The organism is Martelella sp. NC20 (assembly GCF_013459645.1).
Taxonomy (GTDB): Bacteria; Pseudomonadota; Alphaproteobacteria; order Rhizobiales; family Rhizobiaceae; genus Martelella.
Window position 1 is genome coordinate 2,513,182 of record NZ_CP054861.1, and the last position, 21,776, is coordinate 2,534,957.

At 64.1% G+C, this 21,776-nt stretch carries 21 protein-coding genes and 1 riboswitch; of the genes, 10 read left to right on the top strand and 11 right to left on the bottom strand.

Annotated elements, in window-relative coordinates; translation table 11 throughout:
• Nucleotides 1-4: 4 nt before the first annotated feature.
• Nucleotides 5-1,126 carry a Gfo/Idh/MocA family protein gene (locus HQ843_RS11970; protein WP_180898105.1) on the top strand — a complete coding sequence of 374 codons (1,122 nt, stop codon included), beginning with the start codon at nucleotides 5-7 and terminating at the stop codon, nucleotides 1,124-1,126.
• Between the two features lie 61 nt (nucleotides 1,127-1,187).
• Here the strand turns inward: HQ843_RS11970 and HQ843_RS11975 are convergent, their stop codons facing one another.
• The 5 genes from HQ843_RS11975 to HQ843_RS11995 form a co-directional block, all read right to left on the bottom strand.
• Nucleotides 1,188-2,495 (bottom strand): diguanylate cyclase, encoded by a 1,308-nt coding sequence (locus tag HQ843_RS11975; RefSeq protein WP_180898104.1) that lies wholly within the window; start codon nucleotides 2,493-2,495, stop codon nucleotides 1,188-1,190.
• A 205-nt stretch (nucleotides 2,496-2,700) separates the two neighbouring features.
• Nucleotides 2,701-3,981, bottom strand: a complete 1,281-nt coding sequence (locus HQ843_RS11980) for a TRAP transporter large permease (protein WP_180898103.1) — start codon at nucleotides 3,979-3,981, stop codon at nucleotides 2,701-2,703.
• Nucleotides 3,982-3,985: 4 nt separating this feature from the next.
• Nucleotides 3,986-4,510, bottom strand: a complete 525-nt coding sequence (locus HQ843_RS11985; protein ID WP_180898102.1) for a TRAP transporter small permease — start codon at nucleotides 4,508-4,510, stop codon at nucleotides 3,986-3,988.
• Nucleotides 4,511-4,656: 146 nt separating this feature from the next.
• Entirely contained in the window at nucleotides 4,657-5,640 is a 984-nt protein-coding gene (locus tag HQ843_RS11990) for a C4-dicarboxylate TRAP transporter substrate-binding protein (RefSeq protein WP_180898101.1), read from the bottom strand.
• Between the two features lie 53 nt (nucleotides 5,641-5,693).
• On the bottom strand, nucleotides 5,694-6,389 hold the full coding sequence (locus HQ843_RS11995) for a GntR family transcriptional regulator (protein WP_246710358.1): 696 nt from the start codon (nucleotides 6,387-6,389) through the stop codon (nucleotides 5,694-5,696).
• 208 nt (nucleotides 6,390-6,597) lie between these two features.
• Here HQ843_RS11995 and uxuA point away from each other — a divergent pair, with 208 nt between their 5' ends.
• Nucleotides 6,598-7,794, top strand: coding sequence for a mannonate dehydratase (gene uxuA, locus HQ843_RS12000; RefSeq protein ID WP_180898100.1), 1,197 nt, complete (start codon nucleotides 6,598-6,600; stop codon nucleotides 7,792-7,794).
• On the opposite strand, the gene HQ843_RS12005 is transcribed toward uxuA, so the two are convergent.
• On the bottom strand, nucleotides 7,775-8,257 hold the full coding sequence (locus HQ843_RS12005; RefSeq protein ID WP_180898099.1) for a MarR family winged helix-turn-helix transcriptional regulator: 483 nt from the start codon (nucleotides 8,255-8,257) through the stop codon (nucleotides 7,775-7,777). The two genes, uxuA and HQ843_RS12005, sit on opposite strands and share 20 nt — an antisense overlap.
• A 68-nt stretch (nucleotides 8,258-8,325) precedes the next feature.
• Between HQ843_RS12005 and HQ843_RS12010 the strand changes: the two genes are divergently transcribed.
• The 5 genes from HQ843_RS12010 (at nucleotide 8,326) to HQ843_RS12030 (ending at nucleotide 12,695) form a co-directional block, all read left to right on the top strand.
• Complete coding sequence (locus HQ843_RS12010; protein ID WP_180898098.1) at nucleotides 8,326-8,679, top strand: DUF1428 domain-containing protein; 354 nt, start codon at nucleotides 8,326-8,328, stop codon at nucleotides 8,677-8,679.
• A gap of 109 nt (nucleotides 8,680-8,788) precedes the next feature.
• A riboswitch (FMN riboswitch) is annotated at nucleotides 8,789-8,943 on the top strand.
• A gap of 99 nt (nucleotides 8,944-9,042) precedes the next feature.
• Nucleotides 9,043-10,050: a bifunctional diaminohydroxyphosphoribosylaminopyrimidine deaminase/5-amino-6-(5-phosphoribosylamino)uracil reductase RibD gene (gene ribD, locus HQ843_RS12015; protein WP_180898097.1), complete on the top strand. Its 1,008-nt coding sequence runs from the start codon at nucleotides 9,043-9,045 to the stop codon at nucleotides 10,048-10,050.
• Nucleotides 10,047-11,258, top strand: a complete 1,212-nt coding sequence (gene ribB / locus HQ843_RS12020; protein WP_210275226.1) for a 3,4-dihydroxy-2-butanone-4-phosphate synthase — start codon at nucleotides 10,047-10,049, stop codon at nucleotides 11,256-11,258. Before ribD ends, ribB begins: the two co-directional genes overlap by 4 nt.
• 49 nt (nucleotides 11,259-11,307) lie before the next feature.
• Complete coding sequence (gene ribH, locus HQ843_RS12025; RefSeq protein WP_180898096.1) at nucleotides 11,308-11,748, top strand: 6,7-dimethyl-8-ribityllumazine synthase; 441 nt, start codon at nucleotides 11,308-11,310, stop codon at nucleotides 11,746-11,748.
• Nucleotides 11,749-12,047: 299 nt separating this feature from the next.
• On the top strand, nucleotides 12,048-12,695 hold the full coding sequence (locus HQ843_RS12030; protein ID WP_180898095.1) for a pyridoxamine 5'-phosphate oxidase family protein: 648 nt from the start codon (nucleotides 12,048-12,050) through the stop codon (nucleotides 12,693-12,695).
• Nucleotides 12,696-12,740: 45 nt separating this feature from the next.
• Here HQ843_RS12030 and HQ843_RS12035 read toward each other — a convergent pair whose 3' ends face one another.
• From HQ843_RS12035 to HQ843_RS12055, 5 genes are all read right to left on the bottom strand, one after another.
• Complete coding sequence (locus HQ843_RS12035; RefSeq protein ID WP_180898094.1) at nucleotides 12,741-13,244, bottom strand: AAA family ATPase; 504 nt, start codon at nucleotides 13,242-13,244, stop codon at nucleotides 12,741-12,743.
• Nucleotides 13,245-13,282: 38 nt separating this feature from the next.
• Nucleotides 13,283-16,612, bottom strand: a complete 3,330-nt coding sequence (locus tag HQ843_RS12040; RefSeq protein ID WP_180898093.1) for an error-prone DNA polymerase — start codon at nucleotides 16,610-16,612, stop codon at nucleotides 13,283-13,285.
• A gap of 9 nt (nucleotides 16,613-16,621) precedes the next feature.
• Nucleotides 16,622-18,070 (bottom strand): Y-family DNA polymerase, encoded by a 1,449-nt coding sequence (locus HQ843_RS12045; protein WP_246710359.1) that lies wholly within the window; start codon nucleotides 18,068-18,070, stop codon nucleotides 16,622-16,624.
• A complete protein-coding gene (locus tag HQ843_RS12050; RefSeq protein ID WP_246710360.1) occupies nucleotides 18,018-18,500 on the bottom strand; it encodes an ImuA family protein in 483 nt (160 codons plus the stop codon). Before HQ843_RS12050 ends, HQ843_RS12045 begins: the two co-directional genes overlap by 53 nt.
• Before the next feature lie 159 nt (nucleotides 18,501-18,659).
• On the bottom strand, nucleotides 18,660-19,403 hold the full coding sequence (locus HQ843_RS12055) for an SDR family oxidoreductase (protein WP_180898090.1): 744 nt from the start codon (nucleotides 19,401-19,403) through the stop codon (nucleotides 18,660-18,662).
• A 96-nt stretch (nucleotides 19,404-19,499) separates the two neighbouring features.
• Here HQ843_RS12055 and HQ843_RS12060 point away from each other — a divergent pair, with 96 nt between their 5' ends.
• Genes HQ843_RS12060 through HQ843_RS12070 form a run of 3 tightly spaced genes read left to right on the top strand, consistent with a single transcriptional unit; the run spans nucleotide 19,500 to nucleotide 21,515 of the window.
• On the top strand, nucleotides 19,500-20,393 hold the full coding sequence (locus HQ843_RS12060; RefSeq protein ID WP_180898089.1) for an AraC family transcriptional regulator: 894 nt from the start codon (nucleotides 19,500-19,502) through the stop codon (nucleotides 20,391-20,393).
• A 46-nt stretch (nucleotides 20,394-20,439) separates the two neighbouring features.
• Nucleotides 20,440-21,000 (top strand): bifunctional transcriptional activator/DNA repair enzyme AdaA, encoded by a 561-nt coding sequence (locus HQ843_RS12065; protein ID WP_180898088.1) that lies wholly within the window; start codon nucleotides 20,440-20,442, stop codon nucleotides 20,998-21,000.
• Entirely contained in the window at nucleotides 20,997-21,515 is a 519-nt protein-coding gene (locus HQ843_RS12070; RefSeq protein WP_180898087.1) for a methylated-DNA--[protein]-cysteine S-methyltransferase, read from the top strand. The genes HQ843_RS12065 and HQ843_RS12070 overlap by 4 nt, the downstream gene beginning before the upstream one ends.
• Nucleotides 21,516-21,776 lie beyond the last annotated feature (261 nt).

The window sequence follows — 21,776 nt, forward strand, 5'->3', positions numbered from 1 at the left end:
GGATATGAGACTGGGCCTCGGGCTGATCGGGACTGGGTTTATGGGCAAGGCCCATGCATTGGCGTATCGCTCGGCAGGGCCGGTTTTCGGCGGGCTTCCGGACGTGGACCTTGCCGTTCTTTGCGATACGCCGGCCGACAAGGCCGCAACGCTTGGCCGTCAGTTCGGGTTCGCGCGCGCGACAGATGACTGGCGCGCGCTTGTGGCCGACCCCGCCGTCGACATCGTGTCGATCACCACGCCGAACGGCCTCCATCGCGAGATGGCGCTCGCCGCGATCGATGCCGGCAAGCACGTTCATTGCGAAAAGCCGCTGGCGCTGACCTTCGAGGATGCGCGGGAAATGGCCGAGGCCGCCCGTGCTGCGGGTGTGCGCACCATTGTCGGCTACAATTACATCCACAATCCCGCCGTCACCCACGCCCGCGCGCTGATCGCAAAGGGGACGATCGGCCGTCCGGTCCATTTCCGGGGATGGGTGGACGAAGACTATCAGGCCGATCCCGACCTGCCCTGGACATGGCGCGCCAAACGCGCGGACGCCGGGCTCGGAACGCTTGGCGATCTCGGATGCCATCTCGTTTCGATGGCGCATGTGCTGATGGGGCCGATCGAAAGCCTCATCGCCGATACCCAGATCATTCACGAAACACGGCCTCTGGCCGATGGCACCGGGCGTGGCGCGGTGGAAAACGAGGATACGGCCTCGGCGATCCTGCGCTTTGCCTCCGGCGCGCAGGGCACGCTTTGCACCTCGCGCTCGGCCTGGGGACGCAAGAACAAGCTCGACTGGGAGGTGCACGGAACCAGAGGCATGATCACCTTCGCCCAGGAGCGGATGAACGAGTTGCAGTTCTACGCCAATGACGGACCAAAGGCGGAGCAGGGCTTCCGCACGATATTGACCGGCCCGGAGCACCCGCCCTATGGCGCGTTCTGCCCGGCGCCCGGCCATCAGCTCGGCTTCGGCGATCTCAAGATCATCGAGGCGGCGGGTCTCCTCACCGCGATCGCGAAGGGCGAGGAGGCGTTTCCGAATTTTACCGATGCGCTCGGCTTCGAAAGCGTCATCCATGCGATCGACCGGTCGGCGCGCGAGGGGCGCCGTTTCAGCCCGGAATATTGAGCGGCCGCGCAAGGTCGGCGGCTATCAGGGCTGAAGCATCGCTTCCTTGCGGACGCGCTTTTCAGCCGGTGACCTTCACCTTGTTTCGGCCCTCGAGCTTGGCGCCATAGAGCGCGCGGTCGGCGAGTTCGATGATATTGGGCGGCGACACCCGTGGGCTGAAGACGGAAATGCCGATACTGACGGTCAGGGTCTGTTTCTGTCCGTCGGGAAGGATCAGCGTCTGGGAGGCGATGGTGTTGCACAAGCGCTCGGCGATCGCCGTTGCCTCGTAGGTCCTGAGCCCCGGCAGGATCATCGCGAACTCTTCGCCGCCATAGCGGTAAGCCCGGTCATTCGCGCGCGCGGCCCTTGCGATCGTCTCGGCCACCTGCCGTAATGCGTCATCGCCCGCGAGGTGACCATGGGTATCGTTGAACTGCTTGAAATGGTCGACGTCGATCATCAGCAACGAGAACGGCTCGCCGCTCTCCTTCGATACGGCGACGGCCTCGTCGAGCGCCCGGTCGAACTCGCGGCGGTTGTAGAGGCCTGTCAGACCATCGGCGCGCGCGGCCGCGGCAAGGGCCTCTTCCTGTTGGTTGATCTGCTTGAGCATGGTGTTGAAGGCCTGCGCCACGGAGGCAAGTTCCGGCGGGACCTGCACCTCGATTTCGCGATTTCGCGTGCCGCCGGCAACCAACAGCGCGCCCTCGACAAGTTTGTCGGTGCTGCGGATCAGCGCCTGGTCGATGATGACGATGCCGATCCCCGAAAACACCAACGCCAGAACGCCCGCAATCGCGGCAAAGCGGTCGAGCCGTTCCATCGTGGCAAGCGCTTTCAGATGGCTCTCCTCATTCAGGAGGCGCATGCTCTCGGCAAGGCTTTCCACGCGCTTGCCGGTTTCGCCGATCACGCTTTCAAAGCGTATCACCGACTGATCGGCCGTGCCGGGTTGAGGCCTGACGTTTGACGCGGCATCGAGCAGCAACGCCCATTGCTGGCGCACGCCCTCGAGCACGGGATCGAACGAGGGATACGCCTCCGTAATCATTTCCAGGTTGCGCAGGTTGGCGGCGATTTCGCGCTCCGCCGCCTCGAAATTATTGCGGTAGCTTTCATCGCCGGTTTGCGCGAAATCGTTGACGTCGGTGGCGATATCCCAGAGATTGCCCTGGATACGCTCCAGCGCCAGCGACACGTTGTGCTGGACGTGAAGGACCTGCCGGAAGGGTTCGCGCAGTTGGTCGCGATAGTCGAGATACCAGAAGCCCGAAAGGGTCGCGACCGGCAGCAGCGCCATCATGAAGCCGACGATCAGCCAGGCGCGCAGAGACAGGCCGCGAAACCAGCGGCGAAGCAGGCTCAGTTCACCCGATTTGTTCATCAAACGATATCCCTTGCGGCATCCTGCCGTTGTTTGCACTCCGGCGTGCTGAAACGTCCCGAATGTGGTGCGCTTTGGTGTGTTCTGCAATAAACCGATCAAGGGAGGCTTGTTCAACTATCTCCAAGTTGTCTTCGGGATCACAGGGATATTTGTTCCTCGGGCGGCGGCGAGGCTGAAACGGGTATCTACCTGCGTGAACCGGCTATCCGTACATCAGGTTGGGCAGGAACAGCACGATGCCCGGCACGAACAGAAGCAGCGCCACCAGCGCCATGATCGCGGCGATGAACGGCCAGGATTCCCTGACGTAATCCTCGATCTTGGTGTCGAGCAGGCTGCAGACCGTGAACATCGCGACGCCGACCGGCGGCGTCATGCTGCCGAAGGTGACAATCGTCATCATCAGGATGCCGAAATGCACCGGATCGACGCCGGCCTTGACGACAACCGGCACGAGGATCGGCGTCAGCAGCAGAACCAGGATCGTGCTTTCGAAGAACAGGCCGGCAATGAACAGGCCGATCAGGATGACGGTCACGATCAGAACCGGATTGGCGAGGCTTCCCAGCATGAAGCCTGCCACGCTCTGCGGCACCTGCAGGAAGATGATCGCGAACCCGATCATGCCCGACATCAGGATGATCAGCATGATCAGGCCGATATCCGAGAGCGCATGGCCGAAGGCGCGCTTGATCGTCGCAAAGGTCATCACCCGGTGGGCGAAGACGCCGACGAGGATCGCGTAGACCACCGCGAAGGCGCCGACTTCCGAGGGCGTGAACAGCCCGCCGCGGATCGAACCGATCAGCAGCACGGGAAACAGCAGCGCCCATTTGGCGCCCCAGGCCGCGCGACCGAGTTCGCGCGGGGTCGGTTTCCTCATGTCGCTCATCACGTAGTTGCGCCTGCGGGCGACGAGCCAGGCGGCGACCATCAGGAACGCCATCATCAGCATGCCGGGGACGATGCCCGCCATGAACAGCCGACCGATCGAAACCTGGCCGACATAGCCGTAGAGGATCAGGCCGATCGAAGGCGGAATGGTCGCGGTGATCAGCGAGGACATCGCGATCACGGCCGAGGAATAACCCTTGGAGTAGCCGTTGGAGATCATCTGCGGGCCGAGCACGCGCGCCTCCATCGCCGCATCGGCGACGGCAGAGCCGGAGACGCCGCCCATCAGCGTCGACAGGATGATCGAGACCTGCGCCAGGCCGCCCGCCATCCAGCCGACGGCAACCTTTGAAAAGGTGAACAGCCGGTCGGTGATGCCGCTTTCGTTCATCAGGTGACCCGCAAGCACGAAAAACGGCACCGCCAGCAGCGGAAAGCTCTGCGACACGGTCGCGATCTTCTGCACGCCGATCGACACCGGCATAATGTCGGAGGTGAGAAAGAAGGTGAAACCCGATATCCCGATCGCGAAGGCAATCGGTGCGCCAAGCAGCATCAGGGCGAAGAACACGATACCGATCAGGGCCATCGGTCTACTCCGCCGCGCCGGCGTGGACAACCGGCTCGTCATAGGTGGGGGTGCGGGTAAACACCAGCGTCCGGTCCTTCACATTGCGCCAGGCCTGCCAGAGATTGCCGAGGATCGAGATCGACAGCATCACGCAGCCGGCGGGCACGGCAATCGTCACCCAGGCATAGGAAAGGCCGGAATCGCCGAACTGGCGCTCCTTGTTGAGCATGGTGAGCTTGTAGCCCTCATAGGCAAGCAACATCAGGAAGGCGAGGAACAGGGCGGCCAGCGCCGTTTCCAGCGCCAGCCGATAGCGATGCGGGAACGGGCGGACCAGAAAATCGACGCCCAGATGCCCGCGCTCGCGCATGGCGCGGGTCGCACCTATGAAGCAGAGCCAGATGAACAGAAGCTGCGCCAGATCGACGGACCAGATCAGCGGATGGCCGAAGAAGCGCATGGTCGCGGCGATGAACACCAGAAAGGTGATGACCGCAAGCAGGATCGCGCCTGCGACATATTCGATCTTTGCGAGGAAACCGGGCATGGTGGCCCCTCCCGATATGGCGCGCGGAGCGGAACGCTCCCCGGCATGTTTGCCTTGGACTTCCCGCGGGGAAAGCCGGATAGGGTGTTCGGCCGCGCCTCTGGAGCGAGGCGCGGCCGACCTGGGCTGTGGCAGGTCCGCCGGGTTTACTGCGCGGCGATTGCCTGAAGCTTGTCGCGCAGGTCGCCATAGCCGAGGTTGTCATAGACGACGGCCGTTCTTTCCTTGAACGGGGTGACGTCGATTTCCTCAACCATCACGCCGTTGTCCTTCAACTGCTGTTCGAGGCTCGCCAGCGCGTCCCTGGTGCCGTAGGAGGCGATGTCCCCGGCCTTCAGCGCTTCCTCGTGAAGGATCGTCTGCAGGTTTTCCGGCAGCGAATCGACCCATCCGGCGGAGGTGATCAGGCCGGTGATCAGGTTGATGTGGCCGGTCAGCGTGATGTTGGTGATCACCTCGTCAAGCTTGGCGCCGACGACGGCGGGAAGCTGGGCTTCGGCGCCGTCGATGACGTTGGAGGAGATCGCCGAATAGACTTCGCCCCAGGGCATTGGCGTCGGCGTGGCGCCCATGGCCTCGATCGTGCCGGTCCAGACCGGCGCGCCGGGGGTGCGCATGCGTACGCCTGAGAGATCGTCGGGCCCCTTGATTTCCTTCTTGGTCAGAAGATGGCGCTCGCCCTGCCACCAGTTGAAGCTCAAGACGTCGAGGCCGGCATCATCATGAAGCTTTTCGGCCCATTCGTCGAACATCTCCGAGGTGACGACCTTGCGGATGCCGTCATAGCCATTGGCGAGGTAGGGCGCGCCCAGCACGCCGAATTCGTTGACGAAAACGGCAAGGCGGCCGCCGTCGACCACGACGGCAACCGGTGCGCCGGCGCGGGCCTGCTCCAGCACGTCCTCATCGGGGCCGAGCTGCGAATTCGGGAACAGGCGCACTTCGAGCGCGCCGTCGGAGGCCTCGGCGACATTGTCGCGGAAGGCTTCAAGGCCCTTGTAGAGCGGGTCGGTGGTGGCCAGCGCCGTGTTGACGCTCAGCGTGTAGTCGGCGGCAAGTGCTGTGCCCGCCATCAGGCTTGCGGCAAGGCCGGCAAGCGCGATGCTTTTTATATTGGCGATGTATTTCATATCGTCCTCCCATGTGAAACGGCGGGGCTTCGCCCCTGTGGCAACGTCCGGGATTAGCGTCCCGGCTCCTCGAAAAATTCGGGTTTTTCAGCGAATATGGCCGGCAGGTCGCTCAGGATTTCGCGTAGATGTCCGCGCGCGGCGGCTTCCGCCGTCACCTGATCGCCAGCGGCGATGGCCTCGACGATGGCTTCATGCTGGGCGGTCAGCTTGACCATCGGAAAGCGCAGCAGGCTGAGATAGCGCACCCGGTCCATCTGTACTTTCAGCCCCTCGATCAGGGCCCAGGCCCGCGCCTTTCCGGCGGCGTCAGCCAGCGTCTTGTGAAACAGTTCGTCGAGCTTGATGAAACGGGTGGCGTCGGTGCGCGCCGCCTCGCGCTGTTCTGCAAGCTGCAGCCGCAATTCCTCGATGAGCCCCGCATCGGGCTTTGCGGCCAGAAGCTTGACGATGTCGGCCTCGATCGCCTCTCGAACGAAGCGGGCATCCATGACGGCGGCCTGCGATATCCGACGCACGAAGGTTCCGCGCTGCGGGCGTATCTCCAGCAGACCTTCCTCGGAAAGCTTGATGAAAGCCTCACGCACCGGCTGGCGGCTGACGGCGAAGCGGGCAGCGATATCCGACTCGGAAAGCCTGGAGCCGGGCGGCAAATCATTGTGAAGAATGAGCTCACGCAGAATGCCATGCAACTGGGCGCCAACCGGCGCGCCGGGCGCAATCATCGTTTGCACTGTCTCTGGCAGCATTGCACTCCTCCCTGTATCTTCAAGGTGCACCATACTTCCATACTAGTCAACAGTGGATTTCGATGCTAAGGCTGTGGCGTGGCCATTCGGGTGCTTGCGCGCCTGCGTCCGGCTGCGCAGATTTAATAAGTTAGAGCGTCCCTTGTGCGTCCGAAGGGACGCACGGCGCTCTAATGAAATGAAAAAAAAATGCTTCGGGAGTGAGAAAATGCGGCAGACATGGCGCTGGTTCGGACCTTTGGATCGCGTGTCGATCGACGACATGCTGCAGGCGGGCGTCGAAGGTGTGGTCACGGCGCTTCACCATGTGCCGACGGGCGAGGTCTGGACGCCGTCCGAGATCGAGAAGCGCCAGAACGAACTTTCCCGGATGCGCGACGGCGAGTTGTCCGATCTCGAATGGGAAGTGGTCGAAAGCCTGCCGGTTTCAGAGGACATCAAGAAGCAGAAGGGCGACTGGCGCCGCCATATCGACAACTACAAGATCAGCATGGAGCACCTGGCCGGGGCCGGGATCGACACGATCTGCTATAACTTCATGCCGGTGCTGGACTGGACCCGCACCGATCTCGCCTATCGGCTGAGGACCGGCGCCACCTGCATGCGCTTCGACTACGCCGATTTCGCGGCTTTCGACATCCATATCCTGGAGCGCCCCGGGGCTTGCGAGGATTTCGACGAGGATATGCGCGAGGAGGCCGCTCGCCGCTTTTTCGAAATGGACGATGCGCGCAGGGCGGATCTTGCGCGGAATATCGTCTTCGGCCTTCCGGGTGCGGCCGAGAGCTTTACGCTGGAGGATGTCCGCCGGCATTTATCCGAATATGCGTCGATCTCGGCCGAGGGGCTCCGGGCCCATTTCATCGATTTCCTGGAGGAGGTTGCGCCGGTTGCGGAAAAGCTCGGCCTCAGGCTCTGCTGCCACCCCGATGACCCGCCCTTCGGCCTTTTGGGCCTGCCGCGGGTGATGTCGACGGAAGCCGACTACAAGACCATGATGGAGGCCGTCGATCTGCCCGCCAATGGCATCACGCTCTGCTCAGGTTCGCTTGGCGCACGGCCCGACAATGATCTGCCGGGGATGATGGAGCGGCTCGGCGACCGGGTGCATTTCCTGCACCTGCGCAATGTCCATCGCGAGACTGCCGGCATCAAGGGGTCGTTCCACGAATCCGAGCATCTCGGCGGCGATACCGATATGGTGGCGCTGATGGCGGCGGCGATCGCCGAGGAACGGCGGCGCAAGGCGGCGGGACGGGCCGACTGCAATATTCCCTTCCGCCCCGATCACGGCCTCGATATTCTCGATGACCAGACGCGCAAGGCCCAGCCCGGCTATCCGGCTATCGGCCGGCTGAAGGGGCTTGCGGAACTGCGCGGCATTCTCAAGGCGCTGGATCGCTGACGTCGTCGTTGATGTCGGGCAGGGCAAAGGTCAGCGCCAGCAGGTTTCCGCGCAGGCGCTCGATGTCCTCACCCACCACCTTGTCGATCCGGTCATGCGTTTCCCGCCAGACCGGCACGGCGCGCTCGAGAAGGTCGAGGCCTTCATCGGTCAGCTTCAATCGCCGGATGCGCTTGTCCTTGTCGTCCTGGAACGAGGTCATCAGTCCGCGGCGCTCCAGCGGCTTTATGCTCGCCGTCAGCGTGGTCCGGTCCATCGCCAGCACATGGGCAACCTCGGCCACGCGCGGCGGTTCCGGCCGGTTGAGCGAGACCAGCAGCGAATACTGTCCGTTGGTAAGCCCCAGCGGCCTCAACACCTCGTCGAAATACCGTCCCACCGCCCGCGCTGCGCGCTGCAGATGAAGGCAAAGGCACCTGTCCCGAACCTCCAGGGTGACCGACAGGGGTAGACTTTCGCGCATATCCGTGCCTTTATGTTGATATCAACGTATGTTCCGCAGCGGACAAAGTCAAGATATCGGAGGATTTGATGGCGTATGTAGACGGGTTTTTGGTGGCTGTGCCTGCAGAAAACAAGAAGGCTTATGTGGATTTGTGTGCACATGCGGCAAAAAAGTTCCGGAAATGGGGCGCGATCGACTACGTCGAATGCTGGGGCGATGATGTGCCGGAGGGCGAGGTGACATCGTTCCCGATGGCGGTCAAACGCGCGGAAAACGAAGTCGTGGTGTTTTCATGGGTGGTGTGGCCGGACAAGGCGGCGCGCAACGCGGCCTGGGAAAAGATGATGCAGGACCCGGAAATGGGCGACATGAAGATGCCTTTTGACGGCAAACGCATGATCTATGGCGGCTTCATCCCCGTGTTCGAACTCGGCGCATAGACATTGCGTTGACACTGTGTCCGCGGTTCCGTGGGCTCTGGAATCAAAAACGGGCTTGTTATTTTCCAAACGCGCCCCTAAGTTTGCGTCGCTGGCTCGTTTGGGCCGGTGACGTTCTCAGGGCGGGGTGAAATTCCCCACCGGCGGTAATTGCTCTTTGGAGCATCAGCCCGCGAGCGCCTTTTTCGAGAAGACGAAGAAGGGTCAGCAGATCCGGTGTAATTCCGGAGCCGACGGTTAGAGTCCGGATGGAAGAGAACAAGGCGGATCGACGCGCGGAATCTACCCTTTTGCGGGGTATTTCACGCCGTTATTTTCGCTTTTGCCCTGCTTGCGTCTTGTTGCAACAACGAGGCCAAGGGCATGACAACCGCCCCGGAAATGACGATTTCAGCCGCCGAGCGCACCGCATTGCGGCAAGCGCTGGCCGGTGCCGCGCGCTTCGCCGGCGCCACCTCCCCAAATCCTCCGGTCGGCTGTGTGCTGCTGGATGAAAACGGCGCGGTGCTGGCCGAGGGCTTTCACATGATGGCCGGCGAAGCGCATGCCGAGGCTATTGCAATCGCCAGCGCCCGCGCGCTGGGCGTCGCCGGCCGCATCCACACCGTGGTGGCAACGCTCGAGCCATGCAATCACCATGGCCGCACCCCGCCTTGCTCGGATGCGATCCTCGCGACCCCCGCGCGCCGCGTGGTCATCGCAGCCGCTGATCCCAATCCGGCGGTCAGGGGCGGGGGCGCCGCGCGGCTCAAGGCCGCAGGGCTCGATATTGTCCTTGCCGCCGACCATCCGGAACTCCGTGCTGAAAGCCTAGCCGCCCGACGGCTGATTGCGCCTTTTGCCAAACACGCCCGCACCGGCCGGCCCTGGGTCACCGTCAAGCAGGCGGTCGATGAGGCTGGCGGCATGGTGCCGCCGCCCGGACGGAAGACCTTCACCGCGAGGTCCTCGCTGCTTCTCGCCCACAGGCTGCGCCGCCGCGCCGATGCGATCCTCACCGGATCCGGCACGGTGCTTGCCGACAACCCGGAATTCACGGTGCGCCATGTCGCCGATTTTCCCGGCAAGCAGCGTTTTCTGGCACTGCTGGACCGCCGCCGGCGGGTGCCTTCGGGCTATATCGAGGCCGCCCGCGCGCGCGGCTTCACGGTTCTGCGCCCCGCCGACCTCGACGACGCGCTCGCCCTGCTGGGTGCCCGAGGCGCGCTCGAAGTGCTGGTCGAGGCCGGACCGTCGCTTACCGCCGCCGTGCTCGATGCCGGCCTTGCCGATGAGCATGTCCTGATCACCAAGGGCAATCCCGACCATGTCGCGATCACCCATGCCAACCCCGAATTTGATGCCGTGAAGGCGCCCGGAGAAGAACAATGAAGATGGAACGCGATTTCTCGATGGAACCGGTGGAGCGCGCGCTTGAAGCCATGCGCGCCGGCGGCATGGTGCTGCTGGTCGATGACGAGACCCGCGAAAACGAGGGCGATGTCGTGGTCGCCGCCGAATTCGCCAATGCCGCCGCCATCAATTTCATGGCGAAATATGCGCGCGGGCTGATCTGCCTGACGCTGACAGGCGCGCAGGTCGATCGTCTGGGCCTGCCGCCGATGGTGGCCGATAACCGCGCCCGCCATACCACAGCGTTCACCGTCTCGATCGAGGCGGCGGAGGGGATCACCACCGGTATTTCCGCGGCCGAACGCGCCCGCACGGTTGCCGCCGCCGCCGATCCTGAGGCAAAACCCGGCGATATCGTCTCGCCCGGCCACATGTTTCCGCTGCGCGCTGTCGAAGGCGGTGTTCTGGTCCGCGACGGCCACACCGAGGGGGCGGTCGATCTCGCCCGCCTTGCCGGCCTTAATCCGGCGGCGGTGATCTGCGAGGTGATGCGCGATGACGGCGAGATGGCGCGCCGCGACGATCTCATGGCCTTTGCCAAGGAGCATGGCATACCGTTTTTGACGATTGCCGAACTTGCCGAATACCGCATGCGCACCGAAATCCTGGTCGACGCGGTTGCGGCGGCAAACCTGCCCACCGGCCCCGGCGCGTTCAAGGTCCACGCCTTCAGAAGCAGGATCGATGGCGTGGAGCATCTGGCGCTGGTCAACGGGCCGCTTTCGGCAAGCCCGCTGGTGCGGGTGCATTCGGAATGCCTGACCGGCGATGTGTTCGGCTCGCGGCGCTGCGATTGCGGCGATCAGTTGCGCGAGAGCATGGCGATGATCGGCGAGAAGGGCGGGGTGGTGGTCTATCTGCGCGGGCAGGAGGGCAGGGGCATCGGCCTTGCCAACAAGATCCGCGCCTATGGCCTGCAGGACCAGGGGCTCGACACCCATGCGGCCAATCTGGCGCTCGGTCTGCCCGCCGATGCCCGCGAATATTATACCGCCGCCCATATCCTCAAAAGCCTCGGCATTTCCCGGCTGCAGCTTCTTTCCAACAACCCCGACAAGCCAGCCGCACTTGCCCGCTGCGGACTGACGATTGAAAAGCGCCTGCCGCTGATCACCGCCACCAACCCGCACAACGAAGCCTATCTTGCGGCCAAGCGCGAGAAATTCGGCCACCTTCTGCCGATCTGATTTTCTGTCTGCTTGTTCTGACGTATTTTTTACCCTGAAAGGAAACAGCGTGTCCTACCGCATCGCCATCGTCATCTCCCGCTTCAACGAAAAGGTTACCACCGGCCTTCTGAACGGCGCCAGGGCCGAACTCACTGAGCGCGGCGCGCCGGTCGCCGACGCCGATATTTTCGACGTGCCGGGCGCCTTCGAAATCCCGCTGGTGGCGAAGAAACTGGCTGCGACCGGAAAGTTCGACGGCATCGTCACCATCGGCGCGGTGATCAAGGGCGAGACCGCCCATTTCGAATATATCTCGGAGGCCGCCGTCCACGGGTTGATGCAGGTCTCGCTGGAAACCGGCGTGCCGGTGACCTTCGGCATCCTCACCACCTACACCGCCTTCCAGGCCTTCGAACGCTCGGACGACAACGAGGACAACAAGGGCCGCGAATCGGCCGCCGCCTGCATCGAGGCGCTGGAGGCGCTGGCGAAGGTGGCCGCAGCCTGACCGGGCGCCAGAGCGTTGACGAACGCCGTTCCCGTGCCGGCAACCGCCTCACCCGCCGCTGTCACCCCGGACCTGATCCGGGGCCACACGACCGGCTCGGATGAACGTTTTCTGCACGGGGGGGCGCTGTCGCGCGATCTCCCGTGCGGTCCTGGATGCCGGCTCGAGGCCGGCATGACGGAACTGGAGGACTGGGCTTCCTCAACATGCCGGCCGCTGCCCGACCGGAAACGGTTTTTGCTTGTCAATGAAGCTTTCACGGGGCATCCATGGCCCGAACCGGAACGGAGGATGAGGCTATGGCGCGCGAATTGAAACCGGAATTCCTGGTCGGGGACGAGCAGGAACTGCGAACCCTGTTTCCAGCGACCCATGACCTTGCGGCGAGGAAATCCCTGACCCGCCTCGACAGGCATGCGATCGATTTCATCGCGCGCTCGCCGTTTCTCTGTATTGGCACCCAGGCGGCCGATGGCCGGGCCGATGTCAGCCCGCGCGGCGATCCGCGCGGTTTCGTCAGGGTGCTCGATGAGAAGACGCTGCTGATCCCCGACCGTCCCGGCAACAACCGGCTCGATACCCAGTCCAATATTCTGGCGAACCCCTCGGTGGGGCTGATCTTCATGGTGCCGGGCTTTGATGACACGCTGCGGATCAATGGCCGGGCCGTGATCACCCGCGACCCCGATCTTCTGGCACTGCTGGCAGTCAAAGACCGCCTGCCGCTGACCGCGATCGCCGTTCATGTCGAGGAGGTTTTCCTGCACTGCGCCAAGGCCTTCCGCCGCTCCAAGCTCTGGGACCCGGCCTCCCGTCAGGACCGCAGCGAGATGCCGTCGCTCGCAAAGATCATCCTCGACCAGATCGAAGCCGCTCCCGAGGATCCGGAGGAGATGAAGAAGATCGATGCGGGGCTTGAGGCGGATTACAAGTCGTCGATGTATTGAGACGTTTCGCTCTCCCGCGCCTCCGACCGGGTGTCGCCGGCTTTCTCAAAGTCTTGAGGCGATTTCCGAAACCGCCTGTTCGACGCTGTTTCTGGCAGTGTCGATGCGGATATCGGCAATGGACCAGCCCGTATAGTCACGCTCGATCACGTCCTGCCATGTGGGCTTCTTCCAGCCGGGAATATCGATCGGCCGTCCTTCGACGCGCAGACGGTGCATGGCGGGGTCGGAGCAGATGATCTCGACGCCGAGAAAGCGGGCATCGGCCCGCGCGGCTGCCGCGGCGAACATCTCTCTCGTGAGCGCCCAGGGGTTCACGCAATCGGTGATCACATGATGGTCGAGCGCGAGATTGGAGGTGGCGAGTGCAGCGAGAATTTCATAGCTTTCCGATCCGATGACCCGTTCGCGGTCATGCGCCAGCATGATGGTCTCGATCTCGTCGACACGGAGATAAACGGCGCCTGTCCTGATGGAAAGCGCCCTGGCGATGGTGCTCTTGCCCGTGCCGGGCAGGCCTGCGAAAGCGATAAGGGTTTTCAAGCTCATGTCCTCTCGTTGCTGCATCCCCGATTTCGAGGGCAAACTCAATGAAAATCCCGGCTCGGGAACAGGCGTTTGGCCTGTTCGCGCGGGTGGTGCGCCCTTGGCTGGAGTTTGGGGCGGCGCGGGGTGTCGTCGGCCTTGGGGTCGGTGATGCCGATGGCGTCGTCCATCGGGTGGCCGAGTTCGGAGAGGCGAAAGGAGCAGTCCTCGATGGTCTCGGCGATGATATGGACGATGATGCCCTCGCGCTGCAACGGCCCGGTGACCTTCAGCAGGCGACCGCCCATCACCGTGCGGCGGAAGCGCTCGTAGACCTTGTTCCAGACCACGATGTTGGAAACGCCGGTCTCGTCCTCGAGCGTCAGGAAGATCACGCCGGAGGCGGTGCCGGGGCGCTGGCGGGTGATGACGAGGCCGGAGACGCTGACGCGCCTTTGCGGGGTCGTGGCAAGGTCTGAATGGAGCGTCAGGCCGGGCATTTTCGGGCGCAGCAATTCCATCGGGTGGGCTCTGAGGCTCATGCGGGTCGCGACATAATCCTCGACCACCTGCTCGCCGAGATTCATCATGGGAAGCGTCACATCGGGTTCCCGGATATGCTCGCCGTCGATCGGGTCGGAAAACAGCGGCAGCGGTTTGGGCGCGCGGATCGCCTTGACGCGCCACAGGGCATCGCGGCGTGACAGCCCGGCGTCGGCGAAGGCATCGGCCTCGGCGAGGCGCTCCAGCACCGCCGGCTTGAGACCGGCGCGCAGCCAGATGTCCTCCGGCGCCTGATAGCCGTTGCCGCGCGCTTGCTCCAGCCATTCGGCATCCTCCTTCTTCAGCCCCTTGATCTGGCGGAAGCCGAGGCGCAGCGCTTGAGTGCCGTCGGCGCGGCGTTCCAGCGTGCAGTCCCAGGCGCTGCGGTTGACCGAGATCGGTCGCACCTCCACCTGATGCTCGCGGGCATCGCGCACGATCTGGGCCGGAGCGTAGAAGCCCATCGGCTGGGAATTCAGGAGCGCGCAGGCGAAGGCCGCCGGATAGTGGCATTTCAGCCAGGCCGAGACATAGGTGAGCATGGCGAAGGCCGCCGCATGGCTTTCGGGAAAGCCGTAATCGGCAAAGCCTTTGATCTGGGCGAAGCAGCGTTTGGCGAAATCGGGCTCATAGCCGTTCCCGAGCATGCCGTTGACGAACTGCTCCTCGAATTCGCCGATGGTGCCCATCTGCCGGAAACTCGCGAGCGAGCGCCGCAGCCGGTCGGCATCCTCCGGTGAAAACCCGGCGGCGACCACGGCGATCAGCATCGCCTGTTCCTGGAACAGCGGCACGCCGAGCGTCTTTTTCAGCACGCCTTCCAGTGCCTTCGAAGGGTAGGTGACCTTCTCCTGCTTGAGCCGCCGCCGGATATAGGGCTGCACCATGCCGCCCTGGATCGGGCCGGGGCGCACGATCGCGACCTCGATGACGAGGTCGTAGAATGTTTCCGGTTTCATGCGCGGCAGAAAATTCATCTGTGCCCGGCTTTCCACCTGGAACACGCCGATGGCATCGGCCTTTTGCAGCATGGCATAGGTCGCCATATCCTCCTGCGGCACCGCGGCGATGGTCAGCGGGCGGTTATAGTGGTTGGTCAGCAGATCGAAGCATTTCTGCAGACATGTCAGCATGCCGAGGCTCAGCACATCGACCTTGAGGATGTTCAGCGCGTCGATATCGTCCTTGTCCCATTCGATCACGGTGCGGTCTTCCATCGCGGCGTTTTCGATGGGGCAGAGCTCGTCCAGCCGGTCGCTTGTGATCACGAAGCCGCCGACATGCTGCGACAGGTGGCGGGGAAAGCCGATGATCTCGCCGATCAGGCGCACGGTCTGGCCGAGCCTGAGGTCGGAAGGATCGAGGCCGACCTCCTTCAGCCGTCCGGGCTCCGCGCCCTTGCTGGAAATGCCCCAGATCTGGCCGGAAAGGGCTGCGGTGACGTCGTTCGAAAGCCCCATCACCTTGCCGACCTCGCGGATCGCCGCGCGCGAGCGGAAATGGATGACGGTGGCGCAGAGCCCGGCATGCTCGCGGCCATATGTCTCGTAGATGTGCTGGATCACCTCCTCGCGCCGCTCATGCTCGAAATCGACGTCGATATCCGGCGGCTCGCCGCGATGGCGGGAGACGAAACGCTCGAACACCATGCCGATCATGTCCGGGCTGACATCTGTGATACGCAGCGCATAGCAGAGGATGGAATTGGCCGCCGAACCGCGGCCCTGGCACAGGATGCCCCGGCTTCGGGCAAACACGATAATGTCGTGGACGGTGAGGAAATAGGCGGCGAAACCGAGCTCATTGATCAGCGCCAGTTCCTTTTCGGCAAGCTCTCGATGGCGCGCCGGAATGCCTTCGGGATTGCGCCTCCCGAGCCCCTCCCAGGTGAGCCGCGCGAGCCGGGCCTGCGGCGCCTCGCCATGGGCGACTTCGGCCGGATAATTGTAGGAAAGCTCGGTCAGCTCGAAGGTGAGGCGCGCGGCGATCTCCAGCGTGCGGCGGATGGCGGCGGGGTGGTTGCGGAAGATATCCGCCATTTCGGTGGCCGGTTTCAGCCGCCGCTCCGCATTCGGCAGCGCAAGGTGGCCGATCGCGTCGATGGTGATGTGGTGGCGCATGCAGGTCAGCACATCGGCGAGCTGGCGGCGGCTCGCGTGATGCATCAGCACGTCGCCGACGGCGACCATCGGCGCCCCGGTCGTGTGCGACAGGGTCGTCAGGGCGGCAAACCATGCGGCGTCGGAACCGTCATAGCGAGGGGCGGCGCCGGTGAACACATGGCCGGGAAAACGCCGGAGCGCCCGTGTGATATGCCCGGTCGCCTCCGCCTTGTTCTCCATGCCCCGCGGCAGCGCGATGAGGATGGAGCCCTCGGCCCATTCCAGCATGTCCTGAAGATAAAGCAGGCATTCGCCCTTTTGCGCGCGCCGCTTGCCGAGGCTCAAGAGCCGCACGAGTTTCTGGTAGGCGGGCTTGTCCTTCGGCAGCGCCACGAAATCGACGGGGCTGTCGGCAAGCACCAGCCGGCAGCCGACGATCAGGCGCGGCAGGCGACGGATCGGCGGCAGCGGGACGGCCTTGGCATCGCCGACCGGCTGGCGCGACGAGGGATCGACATGTTCGTTGGCGGTCAGCGTTATCGATTGCGCCTCGGCATCCTTCTCGATCTTGCGCCTGATTTCCCTCAGCGCCCGGAAGGCGCGCACCACGCCCGCCAGCGAATTGCGGTCGGTGATGGCGATGGCGGCGAGGTCCAGTTCGGCGGCGCGGATCACCATCTCCTCCGGATGCGATGCCCCGGTGAGGAAGGTGAAATTGGAGGTGACGCATAACTCGGCATAATCCATCGGACACTCTCACGCGAACAGGCCATGCACGAACCAGCCGGGGGCCTGCGGGGTGTGGAACATCCACAGCCTCAACCCTTGGCGGGTGTCGACCCGCCAGTAGTCGCGCAGGCCCGAACGCCAGGCCTCGTCCGGCCTCCACCATTCCGGCGCGATCCGCTCCGGCCCGCGGCTCGACGCCGTTTCGAGCCGCATGCGCCGCCAGGAAAAGCGCGACGGCGGGCGGCGGGCGGCATCGCTCGTCACCGGTTCGGGGAGGAACATGCGCAAGGGGCGGGGATGGTCCATGCGCCATTCGGCCTCCACCCTTCCATAGGCGCCGGGGATGTCGGTGAAACCGCGTTCGGGGATATGGCTTGCGACGGGCTGGAAGCGGACGATGTTGTCGAGCCCGATGCGGGCGCCGAGACGGGTCACGAGATCGTCCAGCGCCTCGCCCTCGACCAGCCCGCCTTCGCCGATCTGCTCGGCGGGCAGGTTTTCCACATCGCCGGCCTCAAGCCTGATCCGCTCGATGCCGAACCCGGCCTCGATCTCGCTGACGGGGCGCTCGAAAAGCCTGAGAATGCGGGACGCATCGCGCATCGGGCGGGCAAGGCGGAGCGTGACGCGCTGATCGCTCTGGTCGACCCGCTCGACGACGAGGGTGATGGCGCGCGCGCCCGCTTCCTTCGCCTTCAGCCGCAGGCAGAGCGTGTCCAGCAGGCGGGAAAGCGCGGCCATGACGTCATCGACAAGGCCGATCGGCTCGGGGAAGGTCATCCGCACGCCGTAATGCGGCGGCTCGGAAAGCGGCGACACGGCCTCGCCGCGTGTCCCCGTGGCCTGCTCGAGCCGCTCGATCAGCGCCATGTCGAAGCGGCGGGCAAGGGTGGCGCGCGGCAGGGCCGTCATGTCGGCAATGGTGTTGAGGCCGAGGCGTTTCAGCGCGGTCGCGGTCTTTTCGTCGATACGCAGTGCGGCGACCGAAAGCGGGCCAATCGCAGCTGAGGTCTTGCCGGCAGGCGCAATGCCGGGGGCAAAATGCGAGAGCGCCCAGGCAGCACCGCGCGTGTCGGCGATGCCGATATTCACGGAAAGCCGGGTGCGCGAAAGCCGTGCCTTCATGTCTTCGAGCATCGCCGCCTCGCCGCCGAAAAGGTGGGATGCGCCGGTGATATCGAGCACCAGCCCATCCCCGCCGTCGAGCCCGGCATGGGGCGTGTAGCGCGTGGCCCAGCGGGCGAGCATGGTGAGAAACCGCCGGTCGGCGTCAAGGTCGGCGGGCCGGGTGACGAGATCCGGCACATAGGCGCGGGCATCCGCAAGCCCCATGCCGCGCTCCAGCCCTTGCCGCTCCGCGTCCCGGTTCAGGCAATAAAGCCGGTCGTGATTGCCCTCGCTCAGCGTGACGGCGAACGGACCATCAACCGGGCGGGCCCTCAGAACCCGCTCGCTCGGCAGTCTTTGAAACCACATGGATACGACGCGCCGTTTCATCCCAGCGAACTGCCCAACTGTTAATTGTTCCTGTTTTGTTCTTTATAATCGACCACGCCTGAAGAGTCGAGTCGGAAGCCGAAAACATCGGTTTGCAGAGCCAGCGCGTGGTCGCCGCCTGATTGCCGGCCCCTTCCGGATGGAGCGAAAGGCCGATCGTCCTTCCGCTTTCGGCGGCAAGCTGCAGGCGGCGGCCGGGGGTGAGCTCGATAGGCTTGTCCATCTCCATGACGACGAGGCCGACGGCGCCGGAGCGCAGGCCTTCCTCGGCGGCGGCCAGCGTCTCCGTCTGGTCGGCGGTGCGCGCGAGGATGATGTCGCGCGGATCGAAAAATGCCGAGAGCGCCACCGGATTGATCTCCTCGGTAAACCACGAAGGCTTGATCCACAGCACCGTGCCGCCGGTCATGCCGGAAAGCGCTGCCGCAAAAAACGTGGCGCCGGGGCCGGAAGCGTCATGCACCCGGCCGCGCTGGAGCGGAAATATGGTCGAAAATTCATCCTGCATGGAGGGATGATATAGCGGATCGGATGAGAATGAAAAGGGAACAAAAACGAGAGCGAGCCCTCATGCCTGTTCCATCAGGGCCACCGCATCCGCGCCGGCGGGAAAGCGCAACCGGCCCGATGTGTCGTGTGCGGCCCGCCAGACCGCCTCGGCAACGTCGCTTTCCTTCGTCGTCAGTGGCGGGTTGGCATAACCGGCGAAAACGGGACCCGCATAGTCCGCATAGGTTTCGGGGATCAGATCCATGACCGGGATATCGGTATTGGCGGCAAATTGCGTCGTCGGGGCATAGCCGGGTTCCACAAGCTTCGCGCCGATCCCGAAAGCGCCGAGCTCATGGGCGAGCGACCCCGTAAAACCCTCGATCGCCTGCTTGCTGGCGGTATAGGCGGCGGCGAGCGGCATTGGGGCAAGCGTTACGCTGGAGGTGACGTTGACGATCACGCCGGATTTGCGCGCGCGCATCGCGGGGATCACCGCCTGGGTCATCGCCATGACGCCGAAGGTGTTGGTCTCGAACACCTTGCGGATATGGGCCATCGGCGTCGCCTCGAATGCGCCGACGACGCCGATGCCGGCATTGTTGACCAGAACGTCGATCGGGCCGGCGGCGGCGATCGCGGCGGCAATGCTGTCGGCGCTGGTGACATCCAGCGGCAGAAGGCGGATGCGTTCGGAGGCGGGAAAGAGGTCCGGGCGGGGGGAGCGCATGGTGGCGATCACGGTCCAGCCCTCGGCATGGAAATGGCGGGCGGTCTCAAGCCCGTAGCCGGACGAACTGCCGGTAATCAGAACGGTTTTCATATCAATCTCCTGTGTGATGTTGACGAGACCGATGTAGCGTGGATAAACTGGATTATCATCAATCAAAAGTCCTATTTTAATTTGCGATAGTCCATTATGGCAGATCCCCTTTCCGATGTTGTCCGGCTTCTCCGGCCCGGCGCCGTGTTTTCAAAGGGCATCAGCGGCGCCGGTCGCTGGGCTGTGCGCTATGCCGAATTCGGCCAGCCGGGTTTTTGCGCGGTGCTCGAGGGGCGCTGCAGGCTGGCCGTCGATGGCGAGGCCCCGGTGGTGCTCGAGGAGGGCGATTTCGTGCTGCTGTCCGCCACCCCGGCCTTCACCATGTCCGGCATGGAGCCGGCGCAGCCGGTCTTCATCGACCCCAAAGCCGATCCCTTGCCTGATGGCGCGGTGCGTTATGGGCGGCAGGAGGGGCCGGCCGATCTCAGGCAGTTCGGCGGCTGGTTCAGCTTCGCGTCGCCCGACGCCGGTCTCCTTGTGGCGCTGCTGCCGCGCATGATCCATATCCGCGGGGTCTCAAGACTTGCGCAACTCGTCCGCCTCGTGGGCGAGGAGGCTGCGGGGGAGGAGGTCGGCCGCGAACTCATTCTGGAGCGCTATGTCGAGATCCTGCTGATCGAGGCGCTGCGGGCCGTGCCGGCCGAAAGGACGCTGCCCGGCCTGCTCAGGGGCCTTGCCGATCCCCGGATCGCGGCGGCGCTCAGGGCCATGCATGGCGATGTCGGTCGCGCCTGGACCGTGCCGGACCTTGCCCGCATCGCCGGCATGTCCCGTTCGGCCTTCTTCGATCGTTTCGCCCGCATGCTCGGGACCCGGCCGATGGAATATCTCGCCGGATGGCGCATGAGCCTTGCCAGGGACCTGCTTCGCCATGGCGGCCACACGCTGGACGAGATCGCCGAGACGATCGGCTACAGCTCCGCAAGCACCTTCAGCACCGCCTTCAGCCGCCATACGGGCAGCCCGCCCGGCCGTTTTCGGACCTCATAATCATATCGCGCTCGCCTCGTAAAACCGCTGCTGCTAGACTTCCCCCATGTTGGATTTCGAAACATGCAATCAGGCGCGGCTGAGGCGCGATCCGGCGTTTGACGGCAGGTTCTTTACCGCCGTTCGCACGACGATGATCTATTGCCGGCCGGTCTGCCCGGTGAAACAGCCGCTGACCAAGAATGTCAGCTATTACCAGACGGCGGCGGCCTGCGAGCGGGCCGGATACCGGCCATGCCTGCGCTGCCGGCCCGAAACCGCGCCGTTTTCACCCGCCTGGAACGGCACGCGCACCACGGTCGAGCGGGCGCTGAAACTGATCGCGGAAGGCGCGCTCGACAATGGTTCTGTCAATGAACTGGCCGAACGCCTCGGCGTCGGCGTCCGGCACCTGTCGCGGCTGTTTGCCGCCCATGTCGGCGCATCGCCGCTGCAGACCGCGCAGACGCTGAGGATCGGCCGGGCGAAGCGGCTTCTGGACGAGACGGCGCTTCCCGTCACAGAAGTCGCCTTCAGGGCCGGCTTTGGCAGCGTGCGGCGCTTCAATGCCGCCTTTTCGAGACTTTACGGGCGTCCGCCGTCCTCGATCCGGAGACCGACGCGATGACCGCGCTGTTTTACACCTATGTCGACAGTCCCGTGGGCGCGCTGCTGGTCGCCGGCGATGGCAACCGGCTGCATTACATTTCGTTTCCGACCGGCCACAAGGCGTTCGGGCCGCAGGCGGACTGGCAGCGCTACGACGCCCCCTTCGCCGAGGCGCGGCGGCAGCTCGACGCCTATTTCTCGGGCGAGCTGAAGCAATTCGATCTCGCCTATCATCTGTCGGGCGGCGGTTTTCAGAACCGGGTGTGGGAGTATCTGGCGACGATCCCCTATGGCGAGACGACCACCTACGGCACGATCGCCAGGGCGCTCGGCGATCCGAACGCAAGCCGGGCGGTGGGGACGGCGAACGGCAACAATCCGCTGCCGATCCTGTTGCCCTGTCACAGGGTGATCGGCGCCAATGGCGCATTGACCGGTTTCGGCGGCGGGCTGCCGACCAAGGAATATCTGCTGCGGCTGGAAAACGCGCTGCAGGAACCGCCCCAGGCAGACCTGTTCGCCGGTCGTTTGTAGCAGTTCGTTGACAAACCCTGTTTGCAATCACGGAATTGCCTCCCTCTCCGCCGTCATCCCGGCCTTGAGCCACTGCTGTCCGGTTTAGCGATCCGTCCTCATTCCGGGCCGTTGTGTTGACCACAACCCTCCCCACTTGCGTCATCCTCGTGCTTGACACGAGGATCCATTCACGGTTTCGGCACGAAAACGATTGAGGCTTATGGTTCAGGGCATAAAATCGGTAACCGGTGTTGCATGAGGAGAGGTACATGGATCCTC